Origin of the sequence: Paraclostridium dentum, from assembly GCF_048568265.1 — a bacterium.
In the GTDB taxonomy this organism is placed as follows: domain Bacteria; phylum Bacillota; class Clostridia; order Peptostreptococcales; family Peptostreptococcaceae; genus Paraclostridium; species Paraclostridium dentum.
In genome coordinates, this window is the sequence record NZ_CP183813.1 from 1,624,544 (window position 1) to 1,650,993 (window position 26,450).

Below are 26,450 nucleotides of genomic sequence, written 5' to 3' on the forward strand. Positions count from 1 at the left end.
TTTGTTAATATTAATTATAACCATTTTTTGTAAAAAAATAAATACTCCTTAAAATTATAAGGAGTATTTTTCTTTACACACTACTTAAACTATATTCAAATATTTTTTCTTTTGCTCTATATTCACTTAATAATCCTTCATACTCAAGTGTCAAATCCTTATGATTAAAGAAGTCATTTGGCTTAATTGCACATGATGGCTTCTCAAATAAGTTTATCCCACTATCTTCTAACATATCTGCTACAAAGTGAGAGCACACATATTTATTCTCAGCTTCTCTAGGTTTGTTTCTAGATAAATATAAAAGTGCTAACACATCATAATCATACTTATCTCTGTTTGCACTTATATTTAATATATTTTTATATAAATTGTTATATTGTTCATTAGTTACATATAATGAGTATACTCTACATCTAGTATTCGTTTTTATAGCGTATAAACCTTCATTTATATTTTCCTCTACAAATCCAGCAAATAAAGGTGTTTTTGGATTTAATCTTCCAAATGAATACATAGGTCTTAAATACTCATTAAGAGCTATAGATACGTGTGCATAAGGAGTTTTAGATATACTTTTGATTAAGTAAGAAAGAGCAGTTCCTGTATATGTTGTTACTATATATACCTTCTGCATTATTTAACCCCCCAATGTCTTGGCTTATAATAATATTTATGATAACTACTCTATTTTATCACCATTTTAATCAAACTTCAAATATTGTTTTTGTAACTTTTTAATTTTTAATGTATTTATATTAAAAATATTAAACTTCAAAATAATTGTTATAAATTGTATTTAAAGTTAATTTTTAATGTAAAATATAAAATTCAATTTTATTTATTCCTTTGTTTTATAAATTAACTTATCTTTTTTAAGACTTTGTCTAAACCTGTCTCATTTTTAATCAACTTTAATATAATATAGTATACTACTTTTAAAAAACGTTTTTCATTATTTTTTTAATTTAATTGAAATTTTACTTTATTTTTTAAAATTTTATTAGGAGGCATTATAATGAAGCTTACACAAGAACAATTAATACTTAAAAGAGATAATAGATGTATAGAGTGCGGATGCAAATTAAATGGTTTATCATACTCTACTTACTTTGAACAAAATACAAACGTGAAAAATTTCAAATCTAACTTATGTCCGAATTGTTTATCAAATAAAAAATAGACTATACTTTTGTATAGTCTTATTTTACGCTATTTATTCTTTTGTTAACTTTATTTCCTAAAATCCAAAACACCAAAACTAATATTATTAATGATGCAATTTTTAAAGGATCTGTTATAAAAGTTTTTATATCATTTCCTATGTAACTTATAACTAAAAACATAATAAATTTACCAAGTATCATTCCTGGTACAAAATTACTAAATTTCATCTTTGATATTCCAGCAGTTATAGTTATTAAAAAATCAGGTATAAAAGGACATAAATAAACGATAAACATCATGCTAAACCCCTGTCTTTTTACCCACTTCTTAAATTTCTCTACTTTTTCGTTATTTATTTTTTTAATTAGCTTAGAATCTGAAAATTTCTTGCAAATCAAAAATAAAACTATCGATCCTATAACTGATCCAATCCAAGACACCGAAAATCCAAGTCCTATTCCTAAAACAAACGCATTAGCTCCTACTATAGCAACCAGTGGTAATGCCGGTATAAAAGTTTCTACTATTATTATTATAAATCCTACTGCAGCCACTAATAATTTATATTCTTGTAAGCTATATATTATTTGTTCCATATATTAGCACCTACCTAATTTAGACTTTATCTATAAGTTTTTAATTTTTTTATATAATTAAATTTATATTTTTTATACTTATTATTATATTCAAAGTTATTATATATATTTAATAAAATCATATTTAAAAATATTTTTTAATATTAATTTATTATTTCAAATCATTTTAAAATTCCCACTAATGGAAAACATATTCCCTTTATAAGTAAGTTTTTGTTATACTATACTCTATGGAATTATGCCAAATATTTTTGCGAGGTGTTTTATGGAGAAAAACGTTTTTAAGGATTTTTTATTACAGTCTTTAGGACTGGTGGTTGGATGTATTTTTATGAGTATAGGAATAAACATGTTTTTTAAACCCTATACAATTGCACCTGGAGGACTTAGCGGTCTTTCATTAGTATTAGGAAAACTTACAGGTCTTCCTATACCTGTTGTAATGCTTGCTATAGGTATTCCTTTAGTAATATTTTCAATTAAGATCTTGGGAGTTAAAGATTCTATAAAAACTCTTATTGGAATGACTGTGTTTTCTATAGTATTAGGTGTTACATCATCGCTATCTAATTTTGATGTAACAAAAGATGTATTATTATGTTCTATATCTGGTGCATTATGTCTTGGTATTGGGCTTGGTATAGTACTAAAAATGGATGCTTCTACAGGAGGAACAGATCTTATTGCACTTATGCTAAATAGAGCTTTCCCAAGTGTACCTCTTTCAAAGTTTATGGTTATATTAGATGGTATGGTTGTTATATCTGCTGGGATTGCTAGTAAAAACTTAGAAACTGCACTTTACTCAGGAGTAGCACTTTATATCATAGTTAAAATAGTTGATGCCATAGTTTCTGGACTTAATTACTCAAAAGCATTTATGATTATATCTAATGAATCTGATATTTTAAGAGATGGTATAACAAAAGAACTTGATAGAGGTGTAACTTTCCTTCAAGGTAAAGGAGGATATACTAATGAAGATAAAAATGTTTTATTAGTAGTCGTTTCTAAAAAACAAGAAGTGCATCTAAAAAAAGTAATAAAAAATATAGATCCATCAGCATTCATAATTGTTAGTGATGTTCATGAAGTTTTAGGTCAAGGATTCAAATCAATAGCATAGTAACATTCTCCTCTTAAAATCATAATTTACTTATATATGATTTTAGGAGGATTTTTTATGTCTAATGCTAATTATGGAGACCTAATATGTTCAGATCATGGATTATATAAGCATTTTGGCATATATATAAATGAAGATTGCGTTATACATTATGATGGAAAGATAGATGATAAATTTTTACGTAAGATGTGTATTAGAAAAACTAATATGGATAGATTTTTAGCCGGTAATGAAGACTTTAAAGTTTGTAAGTTTAAAAATAATTTTACAGAACCTTGTGAGGTTGTACAAAGAGCTAATTCTCGTATTGGAGAGCAAAACTTCAATATAATTTTTAATAACTGCGAACATTTTGGCCATTGGTGTAAAACTGGAGTTAGTAAGTCCAATCAAGTTGATTTTATAATTTTAATTATAATTTTCACTATATTATTAAATTACTCTTTATAGATATAAAGAGTTTTTCTATTAATAAATTTATTTATTTTTACTTTATTTATATAAATTGCAATTTATATTGCAGATAAAAATAAACAGATATACAATATAATTGAAATACCTTTTTATATTTAATTTTTCAATATCATTTCAAATTTAATCTTTAAACTAAATTCTTAAATTTTCAATACTTAATTATAAGATTTTATTAAAAAACACATATTGCTTTAAATCATTGTGTTATCACAGAATTTTTCTATTTTTTGATTCATAACTACATATTGAAAAATTCTTTGATATATATTGTGCGTACTTTTTATTTAAAATAGTATGCAAAATAAAATAGCAAAGGGGTTGTGTTATATTGGAGTTACTAACAAAAATCGTAGAATCTGTAAATGGTGTTTTGTGGGATAAGAATATTTTGCTATTCTTGCTTGTCGGAACAGGTGTATGGTACACATTCCAATTAAAGTTCATCCAAATTAGAGGTTTTGGAGAAGGTTTTAGAAGAACTTTTGGTGGCTTATTTAAAAGGGGTGAAAAAGCTGATAAAGATGGAATGTCTCAATTTCAATCTTTATCAACTGCAATAGCTGCTCAAGTAGGTACAGGTAACTTAGCAGGTGCCGCTACTGCAATAGCTGTTGGAGGCCCTGGTGCAATATTTTGGATGTGGGTCAGTGCATTTTTCGGTATGGCAACAATTTATGCCGAAGCAACAATGGCTCAAAAATACAAAAGAATAGGTGCAGATGGTACAGTAACAGGTGGTCCTGTTTACTATATAGAAGCCGCATTTAAAGGTAAATTCGGCAAAGTTCTAGCTAGCTTTTTTGCTGTGTTTATCATATTAGCATTAGGATTTATGGGAAATGCAGTTCAATCTAACTCTATAGCAGATGCTTTTGATACAGCCTTTGGTATAAGTCCAGTTGTTGTAGGTATAATTTTAGCAATACTGTCAGTTTTAATATTCTCTGGTGGAATAACTAGAATAGCAAAAGTTACAGAAACAATAGTTCCAATTATGGCATTATTTTATATTATAGGTGCGTTAATTGTAATATTAGTTAATTTCAAAAACATTCCTTTAGCTTTTGAAGAAATATTTGTAGGAGCTTTTGCACCTCAAGCAATAGCAGGTGGTGTTGTAGGAGCTACTATTCAAAAAGCTATGAGTAAAGGTGTAGCTCGTGGATTATTCTCTAATGAAGCTGGTATGGGTTCTACTCCTCATGCTCATGCAGTTGCAAAAGTTGACTATCCTTCAGAACAAGGATTTGTTGCTATGATGGGAGTATTTATAGATACTTTTGTTATATTAAATTTAACTGCTTTAGTTATAATTACAACACGTTCAGTTACTCCAGATGGATCCCTTATAGGAACTGCTCTTACTCAAGCTGGATTCTCATCAGTGTTTGGTAAGTTCGGAGATATATTTATAGCTATTTGTATGTTCTTCTTTGCATTCTCTACTATAATTGGATGGTACTTCTTCGGAGAAGCTAATATAAAATATTTATTTGGTACAAAAGCTGTTAAGATATACGTAGTACTTGTAGCTATTTGTGTTTTCCTTGGTACATTAGGTGAAGTGTCAATAGTATGGACAATGTCAGATATGTTTAATGGATTGATGGTTATACCTAACTTAATTGGTCTATTGGCTCTTACTGGAGTTGTTAAGTCTGTTCATAACGATTATATCCGTATAAACGGTGGAATTAGTAGTAAAAAGAAAAAGAAAAATCCTACCGCATAGGTTTATATAATAAAAGGCACTCTAATTGAGTGCTTTTTTTAATTCATTAACAAATATATACAAACTCCCATAATATATAAGGACAACATCTACGGGAGGTATATTATGAAATATTTTATTAAAGTCGAAAAAAATGTAAGGTTATTTCTTGAGGATATAAATAAGGATTCAGAAAAAGCAATATTATTTGTTCACGGTTGGCCTTTGAACCACCGTATGTATGAATATATAATTGAAAACTTTGCACAAAAAGGTTATAGATGTATAGCTATAGACCTTAGAGGTTATGGAAAATCTGATAAACCTTCATCAGGTTATGATTATGATAGAATGGCTAAAGATATAAGACATATAATTGAAGCTCTCAAACTAGAAAACATCACTTTAATGGGTCATTCTATGGGTGGTGCAATCTGTTCACGATATATGGCTAAATTTAATGGTTACGGAATTTCTAAGCTCTGCTTACTTAGTGCTGCCGTTCCTAAATGGGTAAAATCTATTAGTTGGCCCTATGGATATACTATAGATCAAGTAAACAGTATTATAGATAATTTTAAAAATGATAGACCTCAGGCAATAAGAACTACATCTGAATCATTTTTCTATAAATTCACTAGTCAAGGAATACTGGATTGGTTTTTTGATATGTGTTTAGAAGCTGCTGGTTGGTCTAGCGTAAATTCACTGTATGCACTTAGAGATGAAGAACTATTTAATGATTTATCCAAGATAAAGGTACCTACTTTAATATTGCATGGTATACATGACACCGTGTGTCCATATTCTTTTGCTGAATATATGAGGGATACCATAGAAAATGCTACTCTAGTTTCTTTGACCGATGGAGGTCATGGAGCTTTTTATGAGTGTAGAGATGATATAAATAAATCTCTTGAAGCTTTTATAAATATCGATCATATTAAATAAATTTTTCATATATACGATCAATTAAAGTACTAATAACTAAGTAGGAATAATTTATACTCACATGGAAATCATATTCGTATACTAAATTTTAAAAGGAGAATAAGATTATGGTTTTTCCAACTTCATTTCCAAAGCAACATCAAGATTGTCAACCAGGACTTGAGTATAAGATGTCACCAAGTCCTATATATGACAGTCCATTATATAATAAAACAAATGATAAATTAAAAGATAAAGTGGCTATCATTAGCGGTGGAGATAGCGGAATAGGAAGAGCAGTTTCTATTGCTTTTGCAAAATCAGGATGCGATATAAGCATAATATACTATAACGAAGATGATGATGCTATGGTCACAAAGAAAAAGGTTGAAGACGAAGGTCGAAAATGTCTTTTAATTAAAGGCGACATAAAAGAAAGTAAGTTTTGTAAAGAGGCTGTAGATACTACTTTAAAAGAATATAAAAAAATAAATATATTAATAAATAATTCAGCAGTACAATACACACAACAAAACTTAACTGATATAGATGATGAACAATTTGATAAAACTTTTAAAACTAATGTCTATGGAGCATTTTATCTAACAAAAGCTGTACTACCCCATTTACAATGTGGTGATAGTATAATAAATACAACATCTGTAGTTGCATATCATGGACATGAAACACTATTAGACTACTCTATGACTAAGGGAGCATTAACAACATTTACTAGATCTTTATCTATGCAATTAGCAACAAAAGGAATAAGAGTTAATGCCGTCGCTCCAGGACCTATATGGACTCCATTGATACCTTCAAGTTTTTCTGAACAAGAGGTTGCAAAATTCGGTAGTAATAATCCTATGAAAAGAGCTGGTCAACCAATAGAGTGTTCAGGTGCTTATGTATTTTTGGCAAGTGAAGAGGCTTCTTTTATAACAGGTCAAACTATACATATAAACGGCGGAGAAATAATAAACGGATAGTTATAATAATTTTCATAAAAAACACTCATCCTACCTATAACTCCCCTTAATTAATACATTATTAATTAAGCTGTATTTATCTTAATAAAAAATAAGTGCTATAATTTTTAAGTTATATCACTTATTTTTTATTAAAAATTTTAATCATTTTATTTACTGTCACAACTCTTTCACATTCTTTTAGTAAGTATTATCTCTTAAACTTTTATTACCTATTTTAAAATTGTTCCAAAGTTGCTAAATTTATTTGATATACTTAATTATAGAAAGAAGGGGTTTTTCGATATGAAAAATAATTACGGACATTGGATTTCATTGTCTTTTCAATTTTTAGATACGAGCAAAACTATTATAGAAGAAACCATTGCTTCTGAAAACAAATGGTGTATTATAGATGATAAACCCATTGATTTTTATGATTACCTTGAGAAAACTAAATGGAGCGATTTCAATACTCTTGTTCCTTCTATATTCTTATTTTACATGGCCTTGAGTTATTAATGAAAGGATTAATATCTTACTACGATGATGATATTCCTAAGAACCATAAGGTTTCATCACTTCTTAATACTCTTAAATCAAATAATATAGATAACGAGTTAATATCTATTTTAGAAAAATATGTAGGAGAAAATCCATCTAATAGTATTATAAAAGAATTCATTGAAATTAATAACAACTTTAATTCTAATAATATCCATATCAATATTAGATATCCTGAAGGTAAACAAGGAGAAACAGATTTTTCCCCTCTTAGATATCAAACTGAGGATATAATACCTAAATTAGAAAGTATAGTTTTAAATATAGATACCATTAAAGATAAATCTCTAAAAATAGTTAGAAAATAATAAGAATACTCACTTAAATAGTGAGTATTCTTATTATTTACTTTGTTCTTCTATAATCTTCATTATTAATGGAATCACTGTTGTTGCTACTTTAACTCCTTTTGTACCCACCCATCCCATACAAGCTTTTAGTTTTCTCCATTTACTTGATTTTGGTATATCTTCTTTGCCAATTTCTTCTATTTCTTTAATTTTATTCATTATTTCCTTTATTTCTTCTTCTCCTAATGCTTCATCTTCTTCTATTATATTCCTAGCATTATCAAACATAACCTTTAAGTCTACTGTATTTGCAATGTTGTTGCTATTGTTATTGGTAATATTTGCACTATCTTTAATGTTTGCCGTATTATTTAGCGATAAATTCAAACCTTTCTGTTTTTCCATATCAAAGTCATATCTTAACTTAGCTTGGTATACTTCTAATGATCCTTTTAAAGAAATAAGCTTATCCTTATCACTTCTATCATTCCATCCCCATGCATCAAGTTTTGCATATTTTGAGTATTTATTAAACATAGTTCCATATATATTTTTCATCTCTGATATATTTCCATCTTTTAATACATCATCACACTTTTTTATATCTTCGTTTATTACTCTTATAAGTTCTTCCAACCAATTCCCCACCTTTTCTATATAATAAAATCTTTTTAGTTATATTTTACCATTAAAAGTGTTAGTTAATCAAAAGTCTATATAAATAAAAAATACACTAGCAAATCATTTGGTTTTGAGTAATTTCATCAATTTCTAAGTATAAGCTTATATCTACAATCAAAAACAAACTTGTCTTTTATTTAATATTTATTTAATATTGTTATAATATTTTAATTACATAAAAAAAGAACTTACTATGTTATGTAACATACTAAGTTCTTTTAAATAATTCTTAGCAATTATTTATTTACATCTCCGTACATTTCTTTTAATTGCTTTTGTATTTATATATTATCTAAATACTCATTAATATTAATTTTTTATTCATTATTCCATTTACAATTATCTCTATTATTCTATTTGTACGAGTTTGTATTACCTCTTGTTTATGAGAATTAAATAATAATCTACTTAGAATTTTTCTAACCATTTATTTGCAAAAAATATAGATTCTAGGTCTAAGTGGTTAATTTAATCCTCAAACAGTAAAATGTTGTCTCTTGATAAAATTAACATCCATTAATAACAAATGTATTATTAAATATACTTTATTTAATATTTATGAATAACACAGATTACCTAATGATTTTCTATATTCTTCTGCTTCTGCTAGTTTGGTAAATTCAACCGGCTTGTCAAATTCTGTTTTAACAACTTCTTCAATTTCATTTAGACTAACTTTAAAAAATTCTTTTCTTGGATTGACTTTATTAACTTGGTTATCTACAAATCTTTTATGTAGCTTATTTTCCAAAGTTGGTGCGTCATCTGAAAATATCATTGCATGAATATCAAAGTTAAATGGGACAGATGCACTTCCTAATTCTCTAACTCTATCGTTAGGGTCTAACCTTCTTGTCATACCTATTTTATACACATCTTCACCAAATGAACCTATGTTAGATATAATATACACATATCCAGCCCTAGTATTTTTTTCTCTATTCATAACATCTTCTTTAGATAATTTCACTTCATTTAATTTATTTTCAAGTTCTATTAGTTTTTGTATTAACTTATCTTTTTCTTCATCAGTAGCGCTCTCTATCTTTGTGTTTAAATCGTTAATAGCATTTTTAAAGTGTATTTCCTCTTTTTCTATTTTCTTCTTTTCTGCTTCTATTTCTTTTAACACTCTAGCTTCTTCTTTCATTCTTTCTTTTATAGCTTGTTGTTCTTCTTTTTCTTCTTGTTTTTTACACTCATATTCATATTTTAAATATAATTCTTCTATCTTTAATTTTAAATATTCATTAGTTATTGATACTTTTTGCATATCAGTTAAAGAATTTATTTCTTTGTATATTTTATTTATTCTCTCTACACTCTTTTCTACATTAGTAAATTTAACCTTAGATATAATATTATCACATTCATTGTTAAATGCTCTAAGTGATAATTTCACTGTATCTAATATAAATTCTTTTCCTTTTTTCTTATCCCCTTCTACTAAGTAGTCTGTTGAATGATTAGTTGCAATTCTTTGTCTTACTAAACCCTTCTGCTCTCCTCTAATATTATCTAGCCTTATTTTATACACTTGGGAAGACTCTAGGCCATATTTAGGTTCATAAAACCCATAAGATTGAAGCTCTTGTTCATCTTTCAAATTCACTAATGTAGACTTCAATTCATAGATTTGTTTTTCAAGAGATGATACTTCAGAACTAGTTTTAATCTTCTTTTGTTCTAAATTTTCTAATTCTTTTTTTACATCTAAGTATTTAGTTTGTTCTTCTGTTAATCTAATATCCTTTAGTTTACTTTTTAATTCTTCAACTTCTTTTTTATATTTCTTGCCTTTAAAAAAATCAAACATACATGCACTCTCCTTCACCTATCATTATCTCTAATGATGCTAATAAATTAATTCAAATCTGTTGACACCAATAATATATGTATTTGAGAATAAAAAATTGAGATATATGTCTAAATTACATCTCAATCGGCTAAAATTTATATATATGTGGTTAATCAACATCACAATATATTATTAGATATAAATTTTTATTTATTTAGAACTCAGGTATTCCATTTTCCCATCAGAACCAATATATATGTAGTCAATACTTGTATTTACGCTATAATCATCTTTTGCAATTGTATTATGAATGTTTCTAAGTATATTTAATGCTTCTTCCTTACTTGGTTGTCCTTCTTTCCATAGCATATCAAAGACTTGCCTTGGTCTATATTTAGAATTTCCACTTTCAAATGCAACAAATGATACAAGTTCTTCTTTTGTTAACTCTACCTTTACATTTGCAAAATTGTAAAGAGGACTAATTATATTTAAAACTATGCTTCCTTCTTTGTTCAGCCCTCCAACTAATACATTAGATATATCATTGTTTATTTTGTGAAGTTCTTTACTCTTAGTAGATATAATCTTACAAATATCATCTATGCAATATTTTTTTAAATCTATTGACTGTATATATTCGATTATACCTCCACAAGACTTCCCTGAACCTGCAAATCCAATGAATGAATTGTCATTTAATACTGCTATTTTTCTAACGTTTTCATCAACTATATTATTATTATAGTCAAGCATTCTTTTATCACCTGATATCAATAAATAATTAGGTGTAATTATAGACATAACTAAACTCATATTGTGTTTCCTTTCTATATTAAATCAGTAAATATTATACCATATTTTTACATAATTAAGATGCTAACTGTCGAATAATTAAAAATAGAGTACATTTTGTAATGAGCCCCCATTCATTTATCGCTACATTATTAATCCTTTATGATTGTCCCTAGTACTCTATAATCATCTTTATAAATGTATTTATATAATATGAAACAAGACCAGCAAAATTTGCTGGTCTTGTTTCATATTATATAAATACTATAGATTATACAAATATTAATTATTTAATTACCTAATATAACCTTATGAGTATTTAGGTAATCTTTTTTATTATGTACACTTTTAATAGATTTATTTTAAATGTTTATCGCTCCTAATTACATACTAAGAAGCTTTTCTTCTATATATTCATTAAATGGTTTTCCTGCTATTGTTACTGGACCTTCCCCAAATAAATCTACTGTAATATTAAAGAAATTGATTATTAATTTATTTTCATCAATATAATATTCATCCACATGTCCTGGAATAAATATTACCTCATATTCTTCCTTACTTAATTTATCTTGCATATAGTCTAAATTAAGCTGCTTTACTGGTGCTATCATCATATTTGTAAATTCCAAATCTTCAAGCATCCACATATGTTTATTCCAGTATCTACTTTCTTTTTTTGTTGGTTTATTCAGAAGCTCTCTGTTTGAAATTGCAGAAAGTACCTTTCTTACAGATTCCTTTGTAAAGTCTTCATCATATAGATATTTCATATCAGTTTCATCCGCTAGTCCTATAAAAAATGAATCTGCTATCTTTTCCTTTTGATGTACTGAATCCCAAATATAAAGCATCATTTCTAAAATTTCACGTTTAATTACAATTTTAGCCAAGTTAAATCCCCCTTTTTTCTTTAAATATTTTTTTATCTGCGAACTACTCTCCACTTAAATTAACCTTCAGTTTCTGTTCCCAGTAGCCCCCCTAATTGGCTTGTGAATAGAAACAACTCTGATTGAATGTTTTGCAGTTTTGAAAGTTCTACCATATTACCAGTATATCACAAAATCAGGAATATTACCTCTTTCTATAATTTTTTAACCAATATTATACCATAATTTTACAACAATTCTAAAAAAATACCTCCTATATTTGAAAAAGTAGAACATTGACGTTCTTCATTTTATCAAATATAAAAGGTATTCCAAAACCTATATTATTAAGTTTTAATACTAGCTAATACACATTAAGTGCCTTTAAATAATCATTAGCAATTATTTCTTTGTATCTCCGTACATTTCTTTTAATTGCTTTTGTATTTCTTTATTATCTAAATACTCATCAAGAGTAGTTTTTCTATCCATTATTCCGTTAGGAGTTATCTCTATTATTCTATTTGCAAGAGTTTGTATCATCTCTTGGTCATGAGAGTTAAATACTAATACTCCTGAGAACTTCTCTAAACCTTTATTTACAGAAGTTATAGATTCTAAGTCTAAGTGGTTAGTTGGATCATCTAATACTAAAACGTTAGCGTTTGATAACATTAACTTAGATAACATACATCTAACTTTTTCTCCTCCAGATAAAACTTGAGCTTCTTTTAAAGCTTCTTCTCCAGAGAATAACATTCTACCTAAGAATCCTCTTATGAAACTTTCACTCTTTTCTTCAGAGTATTGTCTTAACCAGTCAACTAATGAGTATTCTACACCATCAAAGTATTTATTGTGGTTTTTAGGAAGGTAACTTTGAGAAGTTGTTACTCCCCATTTGAAATCTCCACTATCAGCTGTATCTTCTCCCATTATTATGTTGAATAATGTAGTTATAGCTATCTCATCTCCTAAGAATGCTACTTTATCTTCTCTATCTAATCTAAAAGATACGTTGTCTAATACTTTAACACCATCTACAGTCTTAGTTAAGTTGTTTACTTCTAAAACTTCGTTTCCTATTTCTCTTTCAGGAGTGAATCCTACATAAGGATATCTTCTTCTTGATGGTTGTATATCTTCTACTTCTAACTTATCTAATTGTTTCTTTCTAGAAGTTGCTTGTTTAGCTTTAGAAGCATTTGAACTGAATCTTGCGATGAACTCTTTTAATTGAGCTATTTTTTCTTCAGCTTTTTTGTTTTGATCTTTAGCTAATTGTAATGCTAATTGGCTTGACTCATACCAGAAGTCATAGTTACCAACATACATTTGTATTTTACCAAAGTCAACGTCAACTATGTTTGTACATATTTGGTTTAAGAAGTGTCTATCATGTGATACAACTATAACTATAGAATCTTCTAAATCCATTATGAAGTTGTTTAACCAGTTTATTGATTGGAAGTCTAAGTGGTTTGTAGGCTCATCCATTATTAGTATTTCTGGCTTACCGAATAAAGCTTGAGCTAATAATACCTTAACTTTATCTCCACCTGTTAATTCCTTCATTTGCTTGTAATGTACGTCTTTAGCTATACCAAGACCCATTAATAATTTTTCTGCAGTTGTTTCTGCATCCCATCCATCAAGTTCAGCAAATTCACCTTCAAGTTCAGCAGCTTTTATCCCATCTTCTTCTGAGAAGTCTGGCTTCATGTATAATTCATCTTTTTCTTTCATTATTTCGTATAGTCTAGCATGTCCCATTATAACAACATCTAAAACTGTGTTTTCTTCGTATTTGAAGTGGTCCTGTCTAAGAACTGACATTCTTTCTTTTTCAGTTATAGATACATTTCCAGTATTTGCTTCTATATCACCAGCTAATATTTTAAGGAAAGTTGATTTTCCTGCACCATTAGCTCCTATTATCCCGTAACAATTTCCTTTAGTGAATTTTAAGTTAACATCTTTGAATAACTCTTTATCACCAAATCTAAGTCCTACATTAGTAACTTGTAACATTCGCATATTTCCTTTCTACTACTAAAATTTATAAAATTTTACAACTCTTCTAATGATATAACAAAATTGTAACTTAGTCAACTCTATAGAATCAATAAGTTTATTCTGTATAAGTTGAAATTACACAAAAAATATAGAAAGGTATCTATTTAAGAGCCCTTTCTATGTTTTATATCTATTTAGCAAAGTTACAAGCAGGATATGTACATATATCGCAGCTCATGCAAAGGCCTCCATGCCCATATCTTGCTATATCTTCTTTTGTTAATTTCTCATCTATTAAAATTCTCGGTAATACAACATCTAAAACAGTAGTTTTCGCATACATCGCGCACCCTGGTATCCCAAGAATCGCTGTATCTTTTTTATAACTTAGTAAAAACATAGCCCCAGGAAGTATCGGTGAACCATATGTTACAATCTCAGCTCCAGACATTTTTATAGCTGCCGGAGTTAAGTCATCTGGGTCTACACTCATTCCCCCTGTGCAAAGTATAATATCTGCACCTTGATTTAAAAAGTTATCTATTGCATCTTTAATCATTTCCGTGTTATCTGGACAAACTATCTGTCCTAATACTTCGCACCCATAAGAATCCATTTTATCTTTCATTATAGGTCCAAATTTATCTACAATTCTCTTGTAATAAACTTCATTACCTGTAGTTACTATTCCTACTTTCTTTTTCTTAAATGGAACAACTTTTATTAATTTTTCGTCTCCTACAACAAGTTTAGCTTTATCTAGCTTCTCTTGCTCTACCATTAAAGGTATAACTCTTGTTCCTGCAACTTTAAGACCCTTATGTACTTTATAATTATTATGTAAAGTTGACATCATTATATCATCAATACAGTTTAGCTTGAATAGTCTTTCAATATCTATTTTCAAAAGACCATCAACTGTAGATATAAAGTCTATTTTTCCTTCTTTGATTTCACTGAATTCTAAATTTTCGCCTGCAGTTAAATCTTTTAAGAATATAGCTCCATCATTTTCATGCACCATACCTTCAGTAGTTTCAAATACATATAGATGATCTTTTCCTAATGATAAAAGTTTTTCTATATCTTCTTCTTTTACTACATGACCTTTTTTAAATGCTCTTCCCTTAAATTCACCAGGTATTATTTGTGTTATATCATGACATAACACATGTCCTATGGCATCAACTGTTTTTATTTGTTTCATATACCCTCCCCTAGTTGCCTTTTAATTTTTTTAAGTTTTCATAATCTAATTTTGTATCCACATCTAAAAGTGTGTATTTACTTACATTTACATACTTTATTTTATCATATTCATTAATAACTTTTTTACCTTTTTCATCATTTTTTAAACTTAATAAATTTTTATTTAGACATGTTGGAAATATAACTGGATTTCCAGTTTTATCCTCACATCTTGGTATAACTATATATTCTTTATTCCTTTCAAATTCATTAATAAGTTCTTTTATGTCATCATTATTTATTAATGGCTGATCTCCCACAAAAAACATATATCCATCACATTTATCAATATTTTTTATACCTAACTTTATAGATTCACTTTGACCTATCTGCGCATTATAATTTAATACAAATTTAAATTTATGTTTTTTTGCAATTTTTAAAACTTCTTCATACTGACTGACCACTATAACTTCTTTAAAGTCACATTTTTCTAATGCTTCAAATGTATTTTCTATTATTGTCTTTCCATTGAAATCCATTAATAATTTATTTTTTCCCATTCTTTTGGAAAATCCAGAAGCCATTACTATAGCACTAACCATATTAACCTTCCTCATAAAAGTTTTTGATTAAACTTCCATATATTATTTTTATATTTTCATCTTCTTTTTTTATCATTCTAATAAGCTTCTCAGCTAATTCTTCCCTTTTTTCATTATCTACTTTATTTATAAATAAGATTTTTTCTCCAACTGAATTTTTAAATAATCCATTTATATTTAGCACTATGTTTTTAAGGTTTTCTAAAGTGATTCTATTTCCTACTTTTCCACAAATCTTTAAAAATTCATCTAATCTATGTATGTATTTATCATTTATATACATATCGTATGCAGTTATATCTAAAACCCCAATGTTTTTAGTTGTCTTAGGATGAACTAAAGGCTCATCATATCTCCATCCCTTTAATTTTTTTCTTTTTGATCCATCCCCTTCAATCAAACTTATATCAAATTTATTTATAAATCCATCTAGTTCCTTATAGTTTAGTCCAACTACTTTATTTTCTTCATTTATATATTTACCACAAAGAGTAATACCTTTATCCAAGATAAAGGTATTACTCTTATCAGTTAGTATAATATTGTTATAGTCACTTGATTTTGGAATATATATTTTTGTTGTCGTAGTTAGTAAAACACTACATTCACTAGAGAGCTGTTTGCTTAAATAAGTTATTAAAGAGGTTTTACCTCCAGCTCCAACAACTGTTATAACATCATTTTTCTTTATCTCTAGTAATTTTTCTAGCATACTTACCTCCAAAAGTTACATATTATCTACTGCATTTTTCAACCTATCTAAAGCTTCTTTAACCGTAGATATCGGGCATCCTATGTTCATTCTCATAAACCCACTTCCACCTTTTCCAAAAGCTGTTCCATTACTTAGTGCTAATTTAGCTTCCTCAAGGAAAAATCTTTCTAACTCATCATCCGATAATCCTAATTCTCTACAGTCTAACCAAGTTAAGAATGTTCCTTCTTGTTTTATTACTTTAATTTTAGGTATATTTTCATTTGCAAATTTTAATACATAGTTGTAGTTACTTTCTATATATTCAAGTAACTCTTCAAGCCATGTTTCACCTTTATTGTATGCCGCAATTAAAGCCTCCGCACCTAAAACATTAGGAGTTGTACTGAATAGTTCTTTATATCTATTTCTTAATTTTTCATCAGTTATAATAGCATTTGAAACATACAATCCAGCTAAGTTAAACGTTTTGCTAGGTGCTGTTAAAGTCACTATATTGTCTTTATAATAAGGTGCTACTGTTGTCAATGAAGTATGTTTATATCCCTTAAATACTAAATCTGAATGTATTTCATCACTTATTATAAACACTTTATAACTTTCACATATTTCAACTATTTTTTCTAGTTCTTCTTTAGTCCATACCCTTCCTATTGGATTATGAGGATTGCATAGTATAAGAACTTTAACACCTGTAGCTATTTTATTTTCAAACTCATCAAAATCTATTTCATATCTATTATTTTTTATAAATAATTCACTTTGAACTACATCACATTTATTTTCATTTAATACTCTAAAAAATGAATGGTAAACAGGAGATTGAACTAATACCTTATCATTTTCTTTTATTAAAATTTTCAGTAAGAAGTTTATAGCAGTTACAACTCCTGGAGTATATACTACATCTTCAACATTTATCTCTACATTATGTCTATCTCTCATCCATTTTACAACAGATTCATAGTACCCATTAACTGTATCATATCCTAAATTCCCTGTAGATAGTTTATTTTGTAATGCTTTAGTTATTTCATCACAAGTTTTAAAATCCATGTCTGCAATCCACATAGGAATTATATCATCTTCATTTGTGTTGAAATTTTCTTTGTATTTATCATATTTAACGGCATTTGTTCCAAGTCTATTTACTCCCTCATTAAAACTATCTTTATACATACTAATCCCTCCCTAAATTTTATTTTGCATATTCTAAATTTTATATTAATCTTATAAGTTTTTCAAGTTTCATAAGAGTTTATATATTGTTTTTCCTCAGCTAATAGTATTTTTTCTATTTGAAAATTTATAGACCAAATAGATATATAAAATCAAAAAGACCTATACTTTTAGTATAGGCCTTTTCTTTGCATTTATTTATTATCTATCTAATTTTAGGTAAGCTTCTAATCCTTCTTTTAATATCTTAGCTGCTTTTGATAAGTCTTCTTTATTTAATATATAAGCAAGTCTTATCTCGTCAACTCCAAGACCTTTAGTCTTATAGAATCCTTCAGCAGGACAAGGCATTACTGTCTCTCCATCGATTTCAAAATCGCTTAGCATCCATTTAACAAAATCATCAGCACTCTTAACTGGTAACTTAGCTACTATATAGAATGCTCCTGTTGGTTTTTTACATATAACACCAGGAACTTTTACAAGCTCATTGTATAAAACATCTCTTCTTTCTCTATACTCTTCATTTACTTCTGTTAAGTAAGAATTTGGAGTTTTGTAAAGTTCTACTGCTCCAATTTGCTCTAATGTAGGAACTGATAATCTAGCTTGACAAAGTTTTAATATTTCACCCATAAATTCTTTGTTTTTAGAAGCTAAAGAACCTATTCTAGATCCACATGCACTATATCTTTTAGATACACTGTCTACTATTATAACTCTATCTTCTACTTCTTTAACATTTCCTAAACTAGTGTAGTCTCCCTCATATACAAACTCTCTATAAACTTCATCTGCTATTATCCATAATTCATGTTCTTTAGCTATATCAGATATCATGTCTATTTCTTCTTTAGTATAAACTACTCCACTTGGGTTTCCTGGATTTGAGAATAATATAGCACGAGTATTTCCATCTATCTTAGATACGATTTCCTCTTTAGAAGGTAAGTGGAATCCGTTTTCAGCAAAAGTAGTTATTGGCTTTATTTCAACTCCAACTGCATTTGCAAAACTATTATAGTTTGAATAGAATGGTTCAGGTACTAATATATTGTCCCCTTCATTACATATAGTTAACATTGTAAAGAATAAAGCTTCACTACCACCGTTTAATATTAATATATCTTCTAAATCAAAGTTTATATCATATTCTCTGTAGTATTTTTGTATTGCTTCTCTAAGTTCATGTAAACCTTCTGATAAAGCGTACTCTAAAACTTCTTCTTTGTTGTTAGCTATTGCCTCGAAAAAGTTTTCCGGAGTTTTAATATCTGGTTGTCCTATATTTAAATGATATACTTTTTTCCCTTGTTTTTTAGCTTGTGCTGCATAAGTTAATAGCTCCATTATAGTTGAAGCTTCTACTGATTTTATTCTTGAAGAAAATTTCATATTTTTGCCTCCTAATTGTCCCTTTAATTATATTGATGTATGTGGTATACAATATTTCTTCTTTACCCATATTCTAACATATTAAAACAAATTAGTTAAACGTTTTTTTCAGATATTAAAAAGTTATTATTTTCTGTATTTTAAGTAAATTTCATAAACTATTGAAAATTACTCAATCTAAGTATATATTATTTACATAAGTTGTGAAAACAATTACATAAATTTTAATATTTTGGAGGGTGTTTATGACAAACTTAGTTAATGCTAAATGGTTAAAAGAAAATTTAAATAATGAAAATCTAGTTATTGTCGATTGTAGATTTGACTTAATGGATAAAGAATATGGTAAAAAAAGTTATGAAAAAAATCATATAAAAGGTGCAGTTAGAATTGATATAGAAACTGAGTTATCTAGTAAAGTTCAAGAACATGGAGGTAGACATCCACTTCCTACTGTAGACGAATTAAAAAGCACTTTTGAAAACTTAGGTATAAATAATGATTCAGTAGTTGTTTGCTATGATGAAGGTGATTTAGCTGGTCCATCTAGACTATGGTGGACTTTAAAATATCTAGGCCATGATAAGGTATATGTTTTAGACGGTGGAATAAATGCATTCATTGAAATTGGTGGAGATACTAATAATGAAGTTCCTACAGTTTCTAAAAATGGAGAGTTTGTAGTTAATGTAAATGATTCAATGAGAGTTGATATGAACTATGTAAAAGAAAGATTATATAAAGACGGGGTTGCTATAATAGACTCTAGAGAACATAAAAGATACCTAGGTGAATTTGAACCTGTAGATAGAAAAGCTGGTCATATTCCTAGTGCGATGAATTATTTTTGGATGGATATATTAGAAAAAAATGGTGATAGCGTAAATATAAAATCTGTAGAAGATTTAAAAAAACACTTTGAAAAGTTGAATGAATTTGACGAGGTTATAGTTTATTGCGGATCTGGTATAACTGCTTGTCCTAACAGTTTAGCACTTAGCGAAAGTGGAATAAAGCATAAAGTTTACTCTGGAAGTTTTAGTGATTGGGTAAGCTATGATGATAATGATGTAAATACTACAGTTCAATAATAAAAATAAAAAGGATGTTTCAAGTTTTATTGAAATCATCCTTTTTATTTTTATTTATACATTTTTAACAAGTTCTCTTTCAGCTTCTTTTTTATCCATGTATTCATTTAATCTTTTTTCTGCTATAACTTTTATTTCATCAAAACTCATTTTATTTTCCTTATTTTTAACTATCTCCATCCCAATTTCAAGCAACTCTTGATCCGTAAATTTACTTTGTATGTACTCCTCTATTCTTGGTATATCTTTAGGCTCTATATCTTTGTATACTTGTGTCATAGCTATTAAGCTATTAACTAAATTAAAATCTGTTACTAAACTTAGTTTGCTTAAGTCTAAATTTTTCATACATATCCCCCATTTTCTTCTTGATAATACTATTATATCATATTATTAACACAATTTTCTTAATATTGCATATTTTCATCAACTAGTTCTAGATAAAAATTTCGTAGCAAAATCTACACACTCTCTCTGAGACATCAATTTACAATTAGCATTTCCTATTTTATAATTTATGACCTTGTGATTGTTTTCAAAAACTTCCCCAATATATCCAAAGCAATCAGAATCTACTTCTAAATCTTTGAATTCTTTCCATACTCTAACTCCATTTTCTAGTATAGGTGCTCCTGATATAAATGTTTCTCTACAATTACTTCTATACTCACTTAAATGAAATGATGTGTTATTTTCATAAGGTACTCCTAAAAGTAACACATACCCGTCTAAATCATAAATTCTAGCTAATGGTGATTTTTTTGATAATCCATATTCTAAACTATGGTTATTTGTTATAAATTCTTTATCTTTTCCATAAGCACTAAATGAAACTTGCGGATGATTACTTCTTGTTACTCCTTCATAACTTATAAAAGTTTGTGCTATTATTCCCATTCCTCTACATGGAGTTGTTAATTTATTAAAAGCAGGCATTTCATTTTTTATAATTTCATGCCAACTTTCAGGAACAGGAGGATTGCACCAATACCCAGGGTCAGAATAGTCTCCAGTATGACTAGGCATAACTATATTGCCATTTTCTCCTACAGCCTCTAAAAGAGCATCTATAACAGATATAGGGCCTCCACAAACCCATCCAATCGAACTTAGAGATGAGTGTACTATAATAGTCATCCCGTTTTTAACTCCCATCGCTTTTAGATCTTTAAGTAAACTTGTTTTTGTATTTATTTTTACACTTGTTTTAATTATATTCTCTTCATTACTCATAATATCCCTCATTTAAATTTTCAATTTATTATAAATTCGATAAAAACAATTTCAAACCTTTTAATATATAGTTAATTTTATATAATCAATAAAAAAAGTTAGGATAATTATCCTAACTTTTATTTATTCATTTCCATAAATACTTTCTCAGGTGTTATAGGAAGCGTGTTAACTCTAACTCCACAAGCATTATATACAGATTCTTGTATAGCTGGTAGAGGTGTGTTTATAACAACTTCTCCTACTGATTTAGCTCCAAATGGACCTGTTGGTTCATTAGTTTCTACAAAATCTACAATGACATTTCCGACATCACATCTAGCAGGTATTTTGTATTGCATAAATGTATTTGTATCCATATGTCCGTCATCTGTATGTCTAACCTCTTCAAACATAGCCATTCCTATACCTTGAACTATACCACCTTCAACCTGTATCTTTGCTAAGTTTTTATTTATAACAGTACCACAATCTACAACAGCAACATAATCAATAACTTCATATTTACCTGTTTCTAAATCCATCTCTGTTTCAACAAACCCAGCTATAAATGGAGGAGGTGATACTTCGCTACCATGAGATGCATAGCCTACTAACTGTTCTTTTTCTGGTCCAACTGTAAAATCAACCGCTATATCAAATACTGATATTCTATTGTGCTCACTATATACATACTCACCGTCAAATTCAGTATATTCTTTGTCTATTCCCAGTCTCTTAGCCCCTATATCTATTATCTTGTCACGAAGTATGTTGGAAGCTTTAACAACAGCCATTCCTGTGACATAAGTTGTAGATGATGCATAAGATCCCGGATCATATGGTACTACATCAGTGTCAGCTGATATAACAGTAATTTTATCCATTGTAGTTTCTAATATTTCACATGCCATTTGTGCTAATATAGTGTCACTTCCAGTTCCCATATCTGTAGACCCTACCATTAATGTGTAATTGCCATCATCATTTAATTTTATTTCCACACTAGCTGTATCAATACCTGCTATACCTGATCCTTGCATAGTAAGTCCCATTCCAATACTTCTAACTTTTCCATTTTCTAATTTTTTCGAAGGATATTTTTCATCCCATTTTATAAGTTCTTTACCTTTATTTATACATTTTACTAAATCTACACTATTTAAAGTTTTATCATAAGCAAAGCTAGTTTCTCCTTCTTTTACTATATTTTTAAGTCTTATTTCTGTAGGATCCATATTTAATTTATGTGCTAACATGTTTATAGTTGATTCTACTGCAAAACACCCTTGTGTAGCCCCATACCCTCTAAGCGCTCCAGCTGGCATTTTATTTGTATATACTACATTTCCTTTGAATCTAGATGCTGTAAGCTTATTGTACATAGGCATAGTTTTTTCTCCTACTAGCCCAAAAGTTGTTGAAGCATGTTCTCCATATGCTCCCGTATCAGATAAAGCATCTATATCTATAACTTTTATTATTCCGTCTTTTGTTGCTCCAATCTTTACATCTAGTTTCATTGCATGTCTACTTGTAGAACAGTTAAATGTTTCTTTTCTATCATAAATTATTTTTGCAGGTTTTCCTGTTTTTAAAGTTACAATTGCAGAGAATATTTCAACACATGCAGTTTGTTTTCCTCCAAATCCTCCGCCGATTCTAGGCTTTATAACTCTTATTTTACTTGAAGGTATATTCAATGCTCTTGATAAGTGTCTTCTTACATGAAATGGAATTTGTGTAGAACTTACTACAACTAATCTACCTGTATGGTCTAAATAGTTGTATGCTCTATACGTTTCCATCATTGCATGCGCTTGAGCTTGTGTATAATATGTTTCTTCGATTACAACATCACACTTTTCAAATTCTTCTTCTATATTTCCCTTTTCATACAAATGTTTTGATACTATATTTCTTTCTCTTTCCATGCCTATGTCAAAATTGCAGTGTCTGTCTTCATCATGAACTAACATTTCATTGTCAATTGCATCTTCCATATCTATTATAGGCTTTAAAACTTCATATTCAACTTTTATCATTTTCATAGCTTTTACTGCAGTTTTTTCATCTATAGCTGCAATTATAGCTACTTCATCGCCAGCATATCTAACTATATCTTCAAGTATCAATCTATCATATGGTGATGGTTCTGGGTATGATTGTCCAGCTAGTGTAAATCTATTGTTAGGTACATCTTTATAGGTTAATACACACTCTACACCATCAACCATTAAAGCCCTAGACGTATCAATATTTTTTATCTTTGCATAAGCATGAGGACTTCTTAAAATTTTAACAACTAGTGCATCTTTTGCTGCTAAATCATCAGTATATACAGGCTTACCTGTAGCTATAGACATTCCATCTATTTTATGTATTCCTTTTCCAACTATTTTCATCATTTATTTTACCCCCAGATAACTTTTGATTGCTCTTAATTGTCCCATATATCCTGTACATCTGCATAAATTACCAGTTAGATAGTGTATTATCTCCTCTTCTGTAGGATTACTTAATTCTTCTTTCATAGCTATAACTGTCATTATAAATCCAGGAGAGCAGAATCCACATTGTTCCGCACCTTCGTTAACTAATATTTTTGCAAATTCACTAGCTTCTTTTTCTAAGCCTTCTATAGTTGTAATTTCTTTATTTAATGCTCTAACTGTTAAAGTTGCACATGATAATGTAGGTCTTTTATTTATCCATACAGAGCAAAGCCCACAACATCCTGTGTCACAGCCTCTTTTAACACTTAAATTTCCTAATTTTCTTAAGCTATCTACTAAATATTCTTCTGGCTCTATATCAACTTTTCTCTTTTTCCCATTTACATTAAGTTCTACTAACATTTTGTAACCTCCATGATTGCTCTTTTGACTAATACTTTGCTTATTTGTTCTCTATATTCTTTAGATGCTCTCATATTTGTTCCAAATTCAATATCATTTTTTATTAAATCTATAGCTTTTTCTATATTTTCATCATTTAATTGATTATTAGATAAAAATTGACTAGCTTCTATAGCTACTTTTGCTCTTTGAGGTCTTGCGCCTATACATATCTTAAATTCATTATCTAATTTAGATACAGATACATTTAGTATTGGATAATCACTTTTAGCATTTCTCATAGACTTATAAACTGCATTTTTATTATTTTTATTTATATATATTTTAGTTAATATGTCTTTTTCATAATTCTTATTTAAAAACTCATCTAAACTTATTCTTCCACCTTTAAACGTTTCTACTTCTGTATCTAAACAAAGAAGCGCTACTATTAAATCAGAAAATCCATATTTTGAAAATACGCTACCTCCAACTGTAACTACATTTCTAAATTGAACCCCTATTATATCTCTAACTGAATCAGTTAATATTTTAAAATTATTTTTTATAATATCGTTAGTTTCTAAACTTCTTAAAGTCGTCATAGCTCCAATTTCTATAAAATTGTCATCTTCTTTTATATAATCTAAATTAAGGTTGGAAAGTTCAATTCCTGTACCTATTCTTTTTTTCCCCATTCTTAGAAATGCTGTACCTCCAAGAATTTGATTATTTTTCCTCTTAGTCAATATTGAGTATGCTTCTTCTAATGTGTTTGGCTGTACTATATCAGTAAGTGTAAACATACTGTTCCTCCCTCTTTAATTATGCAAGTTATTTTATTAATCTATATAATTTTTTTAATTATATCACACTTTATTGTTTTACTTTTATTAAAATAATTTAATTATTCCTTAAATTTAGGTATAAAAATCCATTTAAATTTTTATACCTAAATTAACCTAATAGTAAATTATATGTTATTCTTCTTCTAATAATCCTAATTTTCCAGCTATATATTTAGTTGTACTTCCCTGAATTATCAAAGTTATAAGTATTGTCATAAATACAATTGAAGAAATAATTTCATAACCAGGTATTTTCATAGTTGTAATTATACCGCAAAGAGCAGCTGGAATTACTCCCGTTTCTCTTACCCACATCATAAAAAGAATTTCATTTCTAGACCATTTAGCTTTTTTATCAAATATTGTGCATATAAGTACACTAATTGGTCTTGCTACAAAAATAAGTCCTCCAACAACAAGTAATGACGGTAATAAATATTTCATTAAAACATGTAAATTAACTTGGCTTCCTAAAATTATAAATATCATCATTCTACATACTGTTCCTAAAGTTTCTACAACATTTAGATCAGTATCGTATGATCTTTGAGTTAACCAAATTTTAAAATTTTTCTTATTTCCATTTATAATTCCCACTATGAAACATGCCATATATCCACTGCCACCTAATTTAGTAGCTACTTCATAGGAGATTATAACTGATAAAACAGATACTATAGGTGCAAATTCCCTTAATACTCCATAAGGCTTATCACTTATTAATTTTAATAGTAAAATTCCAGTAATTACACCTACTATAACTCCAAGAATAATCATTATGCTTAAATTATAAATATTTTCTTGAAACGAAAATTTACCTGATAAAATTATAGTTATTACTGCTGAAGTTAAAATAGCTCCTGTTGCATCATTAAATGCTGACTCACTTATTACAGTTTGTTTTACCTTATCTTTAATTTTTACACTATTAAAAATAGGCACTAATGTTGCAGGATCTGTAGATGCTATTATAGCACCTGCAAGTAATGCTGAAATTGAACTTATTTCAAATGATAATCCAATTATTTGTTTCATTATAAATGCTGATACTAAAACACCTAATGTTGATAATAGTAATACCGTAACTTTAACATTTTTTAAAACTTTCAAACTTATCTCTTTTCCACCTAAGTAAAGTATAAATGCTGATCCAAAAGTTAAAATTAATTGATTTTCAATTTGATATGAACTTATATCAATAAACTTAAAAAATGATGGTCCAATAATTATCCCAGCAATCAAAAATAATACAACATCAGGAATATTTATTCTCTCACTTAGCTTACTACATAATATCCCTGTTATAGCAACTATAGCAAATAGTATTAGTAAATTATTACTAGCTATTGTGTGAATTGATGTTTCCATAAAAAACCTCCTAAAATCTATTTC

The 26,450-nt window shown here is 28.2% G+C and carries 27 protein-coding genes; 9 read left to right on the plus strand and 18 right to left on the minus strand.

Annotated features, from left to right (window positions below; translation table 11 throughout):
- Positions 1-73 precede the first annotated feature (73 nt).
- On the minus strand, positions 74-637 hold the full coding sequence (locus ACN6I1_RS07305; protein WP_021431393.1) for a hypothetical protein: 564 nt from the start codon (positions 635-637) through the stop codon (positions 74-76).
- 381 nt (positions 638-1,018) lie between these two features.
- Between ACN6I1_RS07305 and ACN6I1_RS07310 the strand changes: the two genes are divergently transcribed.
- A complete protein-coding gene (locus ACN6I1_RS07310) occupies positions 1,019-1,183 on the plus strand; it encodes a hypothetical protein (RefSeq protein WP_021431394.1) in 165 nt (54 codons plus the stop codon).
- A 19-nt stretch (positions 1,184-1,202) separates the two neighbouring features.
- On the opposite strand, the gene ACN6I1_RS07315 is transcribed toward ACN6I1_RS07310, so the two are convergent.
- Complete coding sequence (locus ACN6I1_RS07315; protein WP_053831962.1) at positions 1,203-1,763, minus strand: TVP38/TMEM64 family protein; 561 nt, start codon at positions 1,761-1,763, stop codon at positions 1,203-1,205.
- A gap of 265 nt (positions 1,764-2,028) precedes the next feature.
- On the opposite strand from ACN6I1_RS07315, the gene ACN6I1_RS07320 reads away from it, so the two are divergent.
- From ACN6I1_RS07320 to ACN6I1_RS07350, 7 genes are all read left to right on the plus strand, one after another.
- Positions 2,029-2,889, plus strand: coding sequence for a YitT family protein (locus ACN6I1_RS07320; protein WP_114543828.1), 861 nt, complete (start codon positions 2,029-2,031; stop codon positions 2,887-2,889).
- Between the two features lie 57 nt (positions 2,890-2,946).
- The gene (locus ACN6I1_RS07325; protein WP_419741429.1) at positions 2,947-3,339 is read left to right on the plus strand and encodes a lecithin retinol acyltransferase family protein; all 393 of its coding nucleotides are present in this window, start codon (positions 2,947-2,949) and stop codon (positions 3,337-3,339) included.
- A gap of 352 nt (positions 3,340-3,691) precedes the next feature.
- Positions 3,692-5,095, plus strand: coding sequence for an alanine/glycine:cation symporter family protein (locus ACN6I1_RS07330; RefSeq protein WP_419741430.1), 1,404 nt, complete (start codon positions 3,692-3,694; stop codon positions 5,093-5,095).
- Positions 5,096-5,200: 105 nt separating this feature from the next.
- Positions 5,201-6,025, plus strand: coding sequence for an alpha/beta fold hydrolase (locus ACN6I1_RS07335; protein ID WP_419741431.1), 825 nt, complete (start codon positions 5,201-5,203; stop codon positions 6,023-6,025).
- A 107-nt stretch (positions 6,026-6,132) separates the two neighbouring features.
- Positions 6,133-6,993: an SDR family oxidoreductase gene (locus tag ACN6I1_RS07340; protein ID WP_419741432.1), complete on the plus strand. Its 861-nt coding sequence runs from the start codon at positions 6,133-6,135 to the stop codon at positions 6,991-6,993.
- Positions 6,994-7,278: 285 nt separating this feature from the next.
- Positions 7,279-7,494, plus strand: coding sequence for a hypothetical protein (locus ACN6I1_RS07345; RefSeq protein WP_419741433.1), 216 nt, complete (start codon positions 7,279-7,281; stop codon positions 7,492-7,494).
- Positions 7,494-7,844 carry a hypothetical protein gene (locus ACN6I1_RS07350; protein WP_419741434.1) on the plus strand — a complete coding sequence of 117 codons (351 nt, stop codon included), beginning with the start codon at positions 7,494-7,496 and terminating at the stop codon, positions 7,842-7,844. Before ACN6I1_RS07345 ends, ACN6I1_RS07350 begins: the two co-directional genes overlap by 1 nt.
- A 33-nt stretch (positions 7,845-7,877) precedes the next feature.
- Here ACN6I1_RS07350 and ACN6I1_RS07355 read toward each other — a convergent pair whose 3' ends face one another.
- The 10 genes from ACN6I1_RS07355 to ACN6I1_RS07400 form a co-directional block, all read right to left on the minus strand.
- Positions 7,878-8,462, minus strand: coding sequence for a hypothetical protein (locus ACN6I1_RS07355; RefSeq protein WP_419741435.1), 585 nt, complete (start codon positions 8,460-8,462; stop codon positions 7,878-7,880).
- A gap of 601 nt (positions 8,463-9,063) precedes the next feature.
- A complete protein-coding gene (locus tag ACN6I1_RS07360; protein WP_025162472.1) occupies positions 9,064-10,323 on the minus strand; it encodes a DUF4041 domain-containing protein in 1,260 nt (419 codons plus the stop codon).
- 192 nt (positions 10,324-10,515) lie between these two features.
- A complete protein-coding gene (locus tag ACN6I1_RS07365; RefSeq protein ID WP_419741436.1) occupies positions 10,516-11,121 on the minus strand; it encodes a hypothetical protein in 606 nt (201 codons plus the stop codon).
- Between the two features lie 362 nt (positions 11,122-11,483).
- Complete coding sequence (locus tag ACN6I1_RS07370; RefSeq protein ID WP_021431401.1) at positions 11,484-11,993, minus strand: hypothetical protein; 510 nt, start codon at positions 11,991-11,993, stop codon at positions 11,484-11,486.
- A gap of 381 nt (positions 11,994-12,374) precedes the next feature.
- On the minus strand, positions 12,375-14,003 hold the full coding sequence (locus ACN6I1_RS07375) for an ABC-F family ATP-binding cassette domain-containing protein (protein ID WP_419741437.1): 1,629 nt from the start codon (positions 14,001-14,003) through the stop codon (positions 12,375-12,377).
- Between the two features lie 175 nt (positions 14,004-14,178).
- Complete coding sequence (locus ACN6I1_RS07380) at positions 14,179-15,195, minus strand: molybdopterin-binding protein (protein WP_142729689.1); 1,017 nt, start codon at positions 15,193-15,195, stop codon at positions 14,179-14,181.
- A 10-nt stretch (positions 15,196-15,205) separates the two neighbouring features.
- Positions 15,206-15,781: a molybdenum cofactor cytidylyltransferase gene (gene mocA, locus ACN6I1_RS07385; protein ID WP_419741438.1), complete on the minus strand. Its 576-nt coding sequence runs from the start codon at positions 15,779-15,781 to the stop codon at positions 15,206-15,208.
- A 1-nt stretch (position 15,782) separates the two neighbouring features.
- Positions 15,783-16,493 (minus strand): selenium cofactor biosynthesis protein YqeC, encoded by a 711-nt coding sequence (yqeC, locus tag ACN6I1_RS07390; RefSeq protein ID WP_419741439.1) that lies wholly within the window; start codon positions 16,491-16,493, stop codon positions 15,783-15,785.
- Positions 16,494-16,508: 15 nt separating this feature from the next.
- Positions 16,509-17,675 (minus strand): MalY/PatB family protein, encoded by a 1,167-nt coding sequence (locus ACN6I1_RS07395; protein WP_419741440.1) that lies wholly within the window; start codon positions 17,673-17,675, stop codon positions 16,509-16,511.
- Between the two features lie 201 nt (positions 17,676-17,876).
- A complete protein-coding gene (locus tag ACN6I1_RS07400) occupies positions 17,877-19,070 on the minus strand; it encodes a pyridoxal phosphate-dependent aminotransferase (RefSeq protein ID WP_021431419.1) in 1,194 nt (397 codons plus the stop codon).
- Positions 19,071-19,315: 245 nt separating this feature from the next.
- Here ACN6I1_RS07400 and ACN6I1_RS07405 point away from each other — a divergent pair, with 245 nt between their 5' ends.
- A complete protein-coding gene (locus ACN6I1_RS07405; protein WP_220797475.1) occupies positions 19,316-20,161 on the plus strand; it encodes a sulfurtransferase in 846 nt (281 codons plus the stop codon).
- Positions 20,162-20,215: 54 nt separating this feature from the next.
- Here ACN6I1_RS07405 and ACN6I1_RS07410 read toward each other — a convergent pair whose 3' ends face one another.
- The 6 genes from ACN6I1_RS07410 to ACN6I1_RS07435 form a co-directional block, all read right to left on the minus strand.
- Entirely contained in the window at positions 20,216-20,509 is a 294-nt protein-coding gene (locus tag ACN6I1_RS07410; protein ID WP_247011127.1) for a hypothetical protein, read from the minus strand.
- A 78-nt stretch (positions 20,510-20,587) separates the two neighbouring features.
- Positions 20,588-21,394, minus strand: a complete 807-nt coding sequence (locus tag ACN6I1_RS07415) for an aminoglycoside N(3)-acetyltransferase (protein ID WP_419741441.1) — start codon at positions 21,392-21,394, stop codon at positions 20,588-20,590.
- 119 nt (positions 21,395-21,513) lie between these two features.
- Positions 21,514-23,778 carry a xanthine dehydrogenase family protein molybdopterin-binding subunit gene (locus tag ACN6I1_RS07420; protein ID WP_419743298.1) on the minus strand — a complete coding sequence of 755 codons (2,265 nt, stop codon included), beginning with the start codon at positions 23,776-23,778 and terminating at the stop codon, positions 21,514-21,516.
- Positions 23,779-23,781: 3 nt separating this feature from the next.
- Positions 23,782-24,231, minus strand: coding sequence for a (2Fe-2S)-binding protein (locus tag ACN6I1_RS07425; protein ID WP_419741442.1), 450 nt, complete (start codon positions 24,229-24,231; stop codon positions 23,782-23,784).
- On the minus strand, positions 24,225-25,016 hold the full coding sequence (locus ACN6I1_RS07430; RefSeq protein WP_419741443.1) for an FAD binding domain-containing protein: 792 nt from the start codon (positions 25,014-25,016) through the stop codon (positions 24,225-24,227). Before ACN6I1_RS07430 ends, ACN6I1_RS07425 begins: the two co-directional genes overlap by 7 nt.
- A 174-nt stretch (positions 25,017-25,190) precedes the next feature.
- The gene (locus ACN6I1_RS07435; protein ID WP_419741444.1) at positions 25,191-26,426 is read right to left on the minus strand and encodes a cation:proton antiporter; all 1,236 of its coding nucleotides are present in this window, start codon (positions 26,424-26,426) and stop codon (positions 25,191-25,193) included.
- Positions 26,427-26,450 lie beyond the last annotated feature (24 nt).

Coding starts and splice junctions, on each gene's coding strand:
- ACN6I1_RS07315 (WP_053831962.1), bottom strand. CDS start 1,763: ATGGAACAAATAATATATAGCTTACAAGAATATAAATTATTAGTGGCT.
- ACN6I1_RS07325 (WP_419741429.1), top strand. CDS start 2,947: ATGTCTAATGCTAATTATGGAGACCTAATATGTTCAGATCATGGATTA.
- ACN6I1_RS07420 (WP_419743298.1), bottom strand. CDS start 23,778: ATGAAAATAGTTGGAAAAGGAATACATAAAATAGATGGAATGTCTATA.
- ACN6I1_RS07430 (WP_419741443.1), bottom strand. CDS start 25,016: ATGTTTACACTTACTGATATAGTACAGCCAAACACATTAGAAGAAGCA.
- ACN6I1_RS07395 (WP_419741440.1), bottom strand. CDS start 17,675: ATGTATAAAGATAGTTTTAATGAGGGAGTAAATAGACTTGGAACAAAT.
- ACN6I1_RS07340 (WP_419741432.1), top strand. CDS start 6,133: ATGGTTTTTCCAACTTCATTTCCAAAGCAACATCAAGATTGTCAACCA.
- ACN6I1_RS07365 (WP_419741436.1), bottom strand. CDS start 11,121: ATGAGTTTAGTTATGTCTATAATTACACCTAATTATTTATTGATATCA.
- ACN6I1_RS07410 (WP_247011127.1), bottom strand. CDS start 20,509: ATGAAAAATTTAGACTTAAGCAAACTAAGTTTAGTAACAGATTTTAAT.
- mocA (WP_419741438.1), bottom strand. CDS start 15,781: ATGGTTAGTGCTATAGTAATGGCTTCTGGATTTTCCAAAAGAATGGGA.
- ACN6I1_RS07435 (WP_419741444.1), bottom strand. CDS start 26,426: ATGGAAACATCAATTCACACAATAGCTAGTAATAATTTACTAATACTA.
- ACN6I1_RS07360 (WP_025162472.1), bottom strand. CDS start 10,323: ATGTTTGATTTTTTTAAAGGCAAGAAATATAAAAAAGAAGTTGAAGAA.
- ACN6I1_RS07345 (WP_419741433.1), top strand. CDS start 7,279: ATGAAAAATAATTACGGACATTGGATTTCATTGTCTTTTCAATTTTTA.
- ACN6I1_RS07305 (WP_021431393.1), bottom strand. CDS start 637: ATGCAGAAGGTATATATAGTAACAACATATACAGGAACTGCTCTTTCT.
- ACN6I1_RS07380 (WP_142729689.1), bottom strand. CDS start 15,195: ATGAAACAAATAAAAACAGTTGATGCCATAGGACATGTGTTATGTCAT.
- ACN6I1_RS07320 (WP_114543828.1), top strand. CDS start 2,029: ATGGAGAAAAACGTTTTTAAGGATTTTTTATTACAGTCTTTAGGACTG.
- ACN6I1_RS07415 (WP_419741441.1), bottom strand. CDS start 21,394: ATGAGTAATGAAGAGAATATAATTAAAACAAGTGTAAAAATAAATACA.
- ACN6I1_RS07425 (WP_419741442.1), bottom strand. CDS start 24,231: ATGTTAGTAGAACTTAATGTAAATGGGAAAAAGAGAAAAGTTGATATA.
- ACN6I1_RS07335 (WP_419741431.1), top strand. CDS start 5,201: ATGAAATATTTTATTAAAGTCGAAAAAAATGTAAGGTTATTTCTTGAG.
- ACN6I1_RS07405 (WP_220797475.1), top strand. CDS start 19,316: ATGACAAACTTAGTTAATGCTAAATGGTTAAAAGAAAATTTAAATAAT.
- ACN6I1_RS07310 (WP_021431394.1), top strand. CDS start 1,019: ATGAAGCTTACACAAGAACAATTAATACTTAAAAGAGATAATAGATGT.
- yqeC (WP_419741439.1), bottom strand. CDS start 16,493: ATGCTAGAAAAATTACTAGAGATAAAGAAAAATGATGTTATAACAGTT.
- ACN6I1_RS07350 (WP_419741434.1), top strand. CDS start 7,494: ATGAAAGGATTAATATCTTACTACGATGATGATATTCCTAAGAACCAT.
- ACN6I1_RS07400 (WP_021431419.1), bottom strand. CDS start 19,070: ATGAAATTTTCTTCAAGAATAAAATCAGTAGAAGCTTCAACTATAATG.
- ACN6I1_RS07375 (WP_419741437.1), bottom strand. CDS start 14,003: ATGTTACAAGTTACTAATGTAGGACTTAGATTTGGTGATAAAGAGTTA.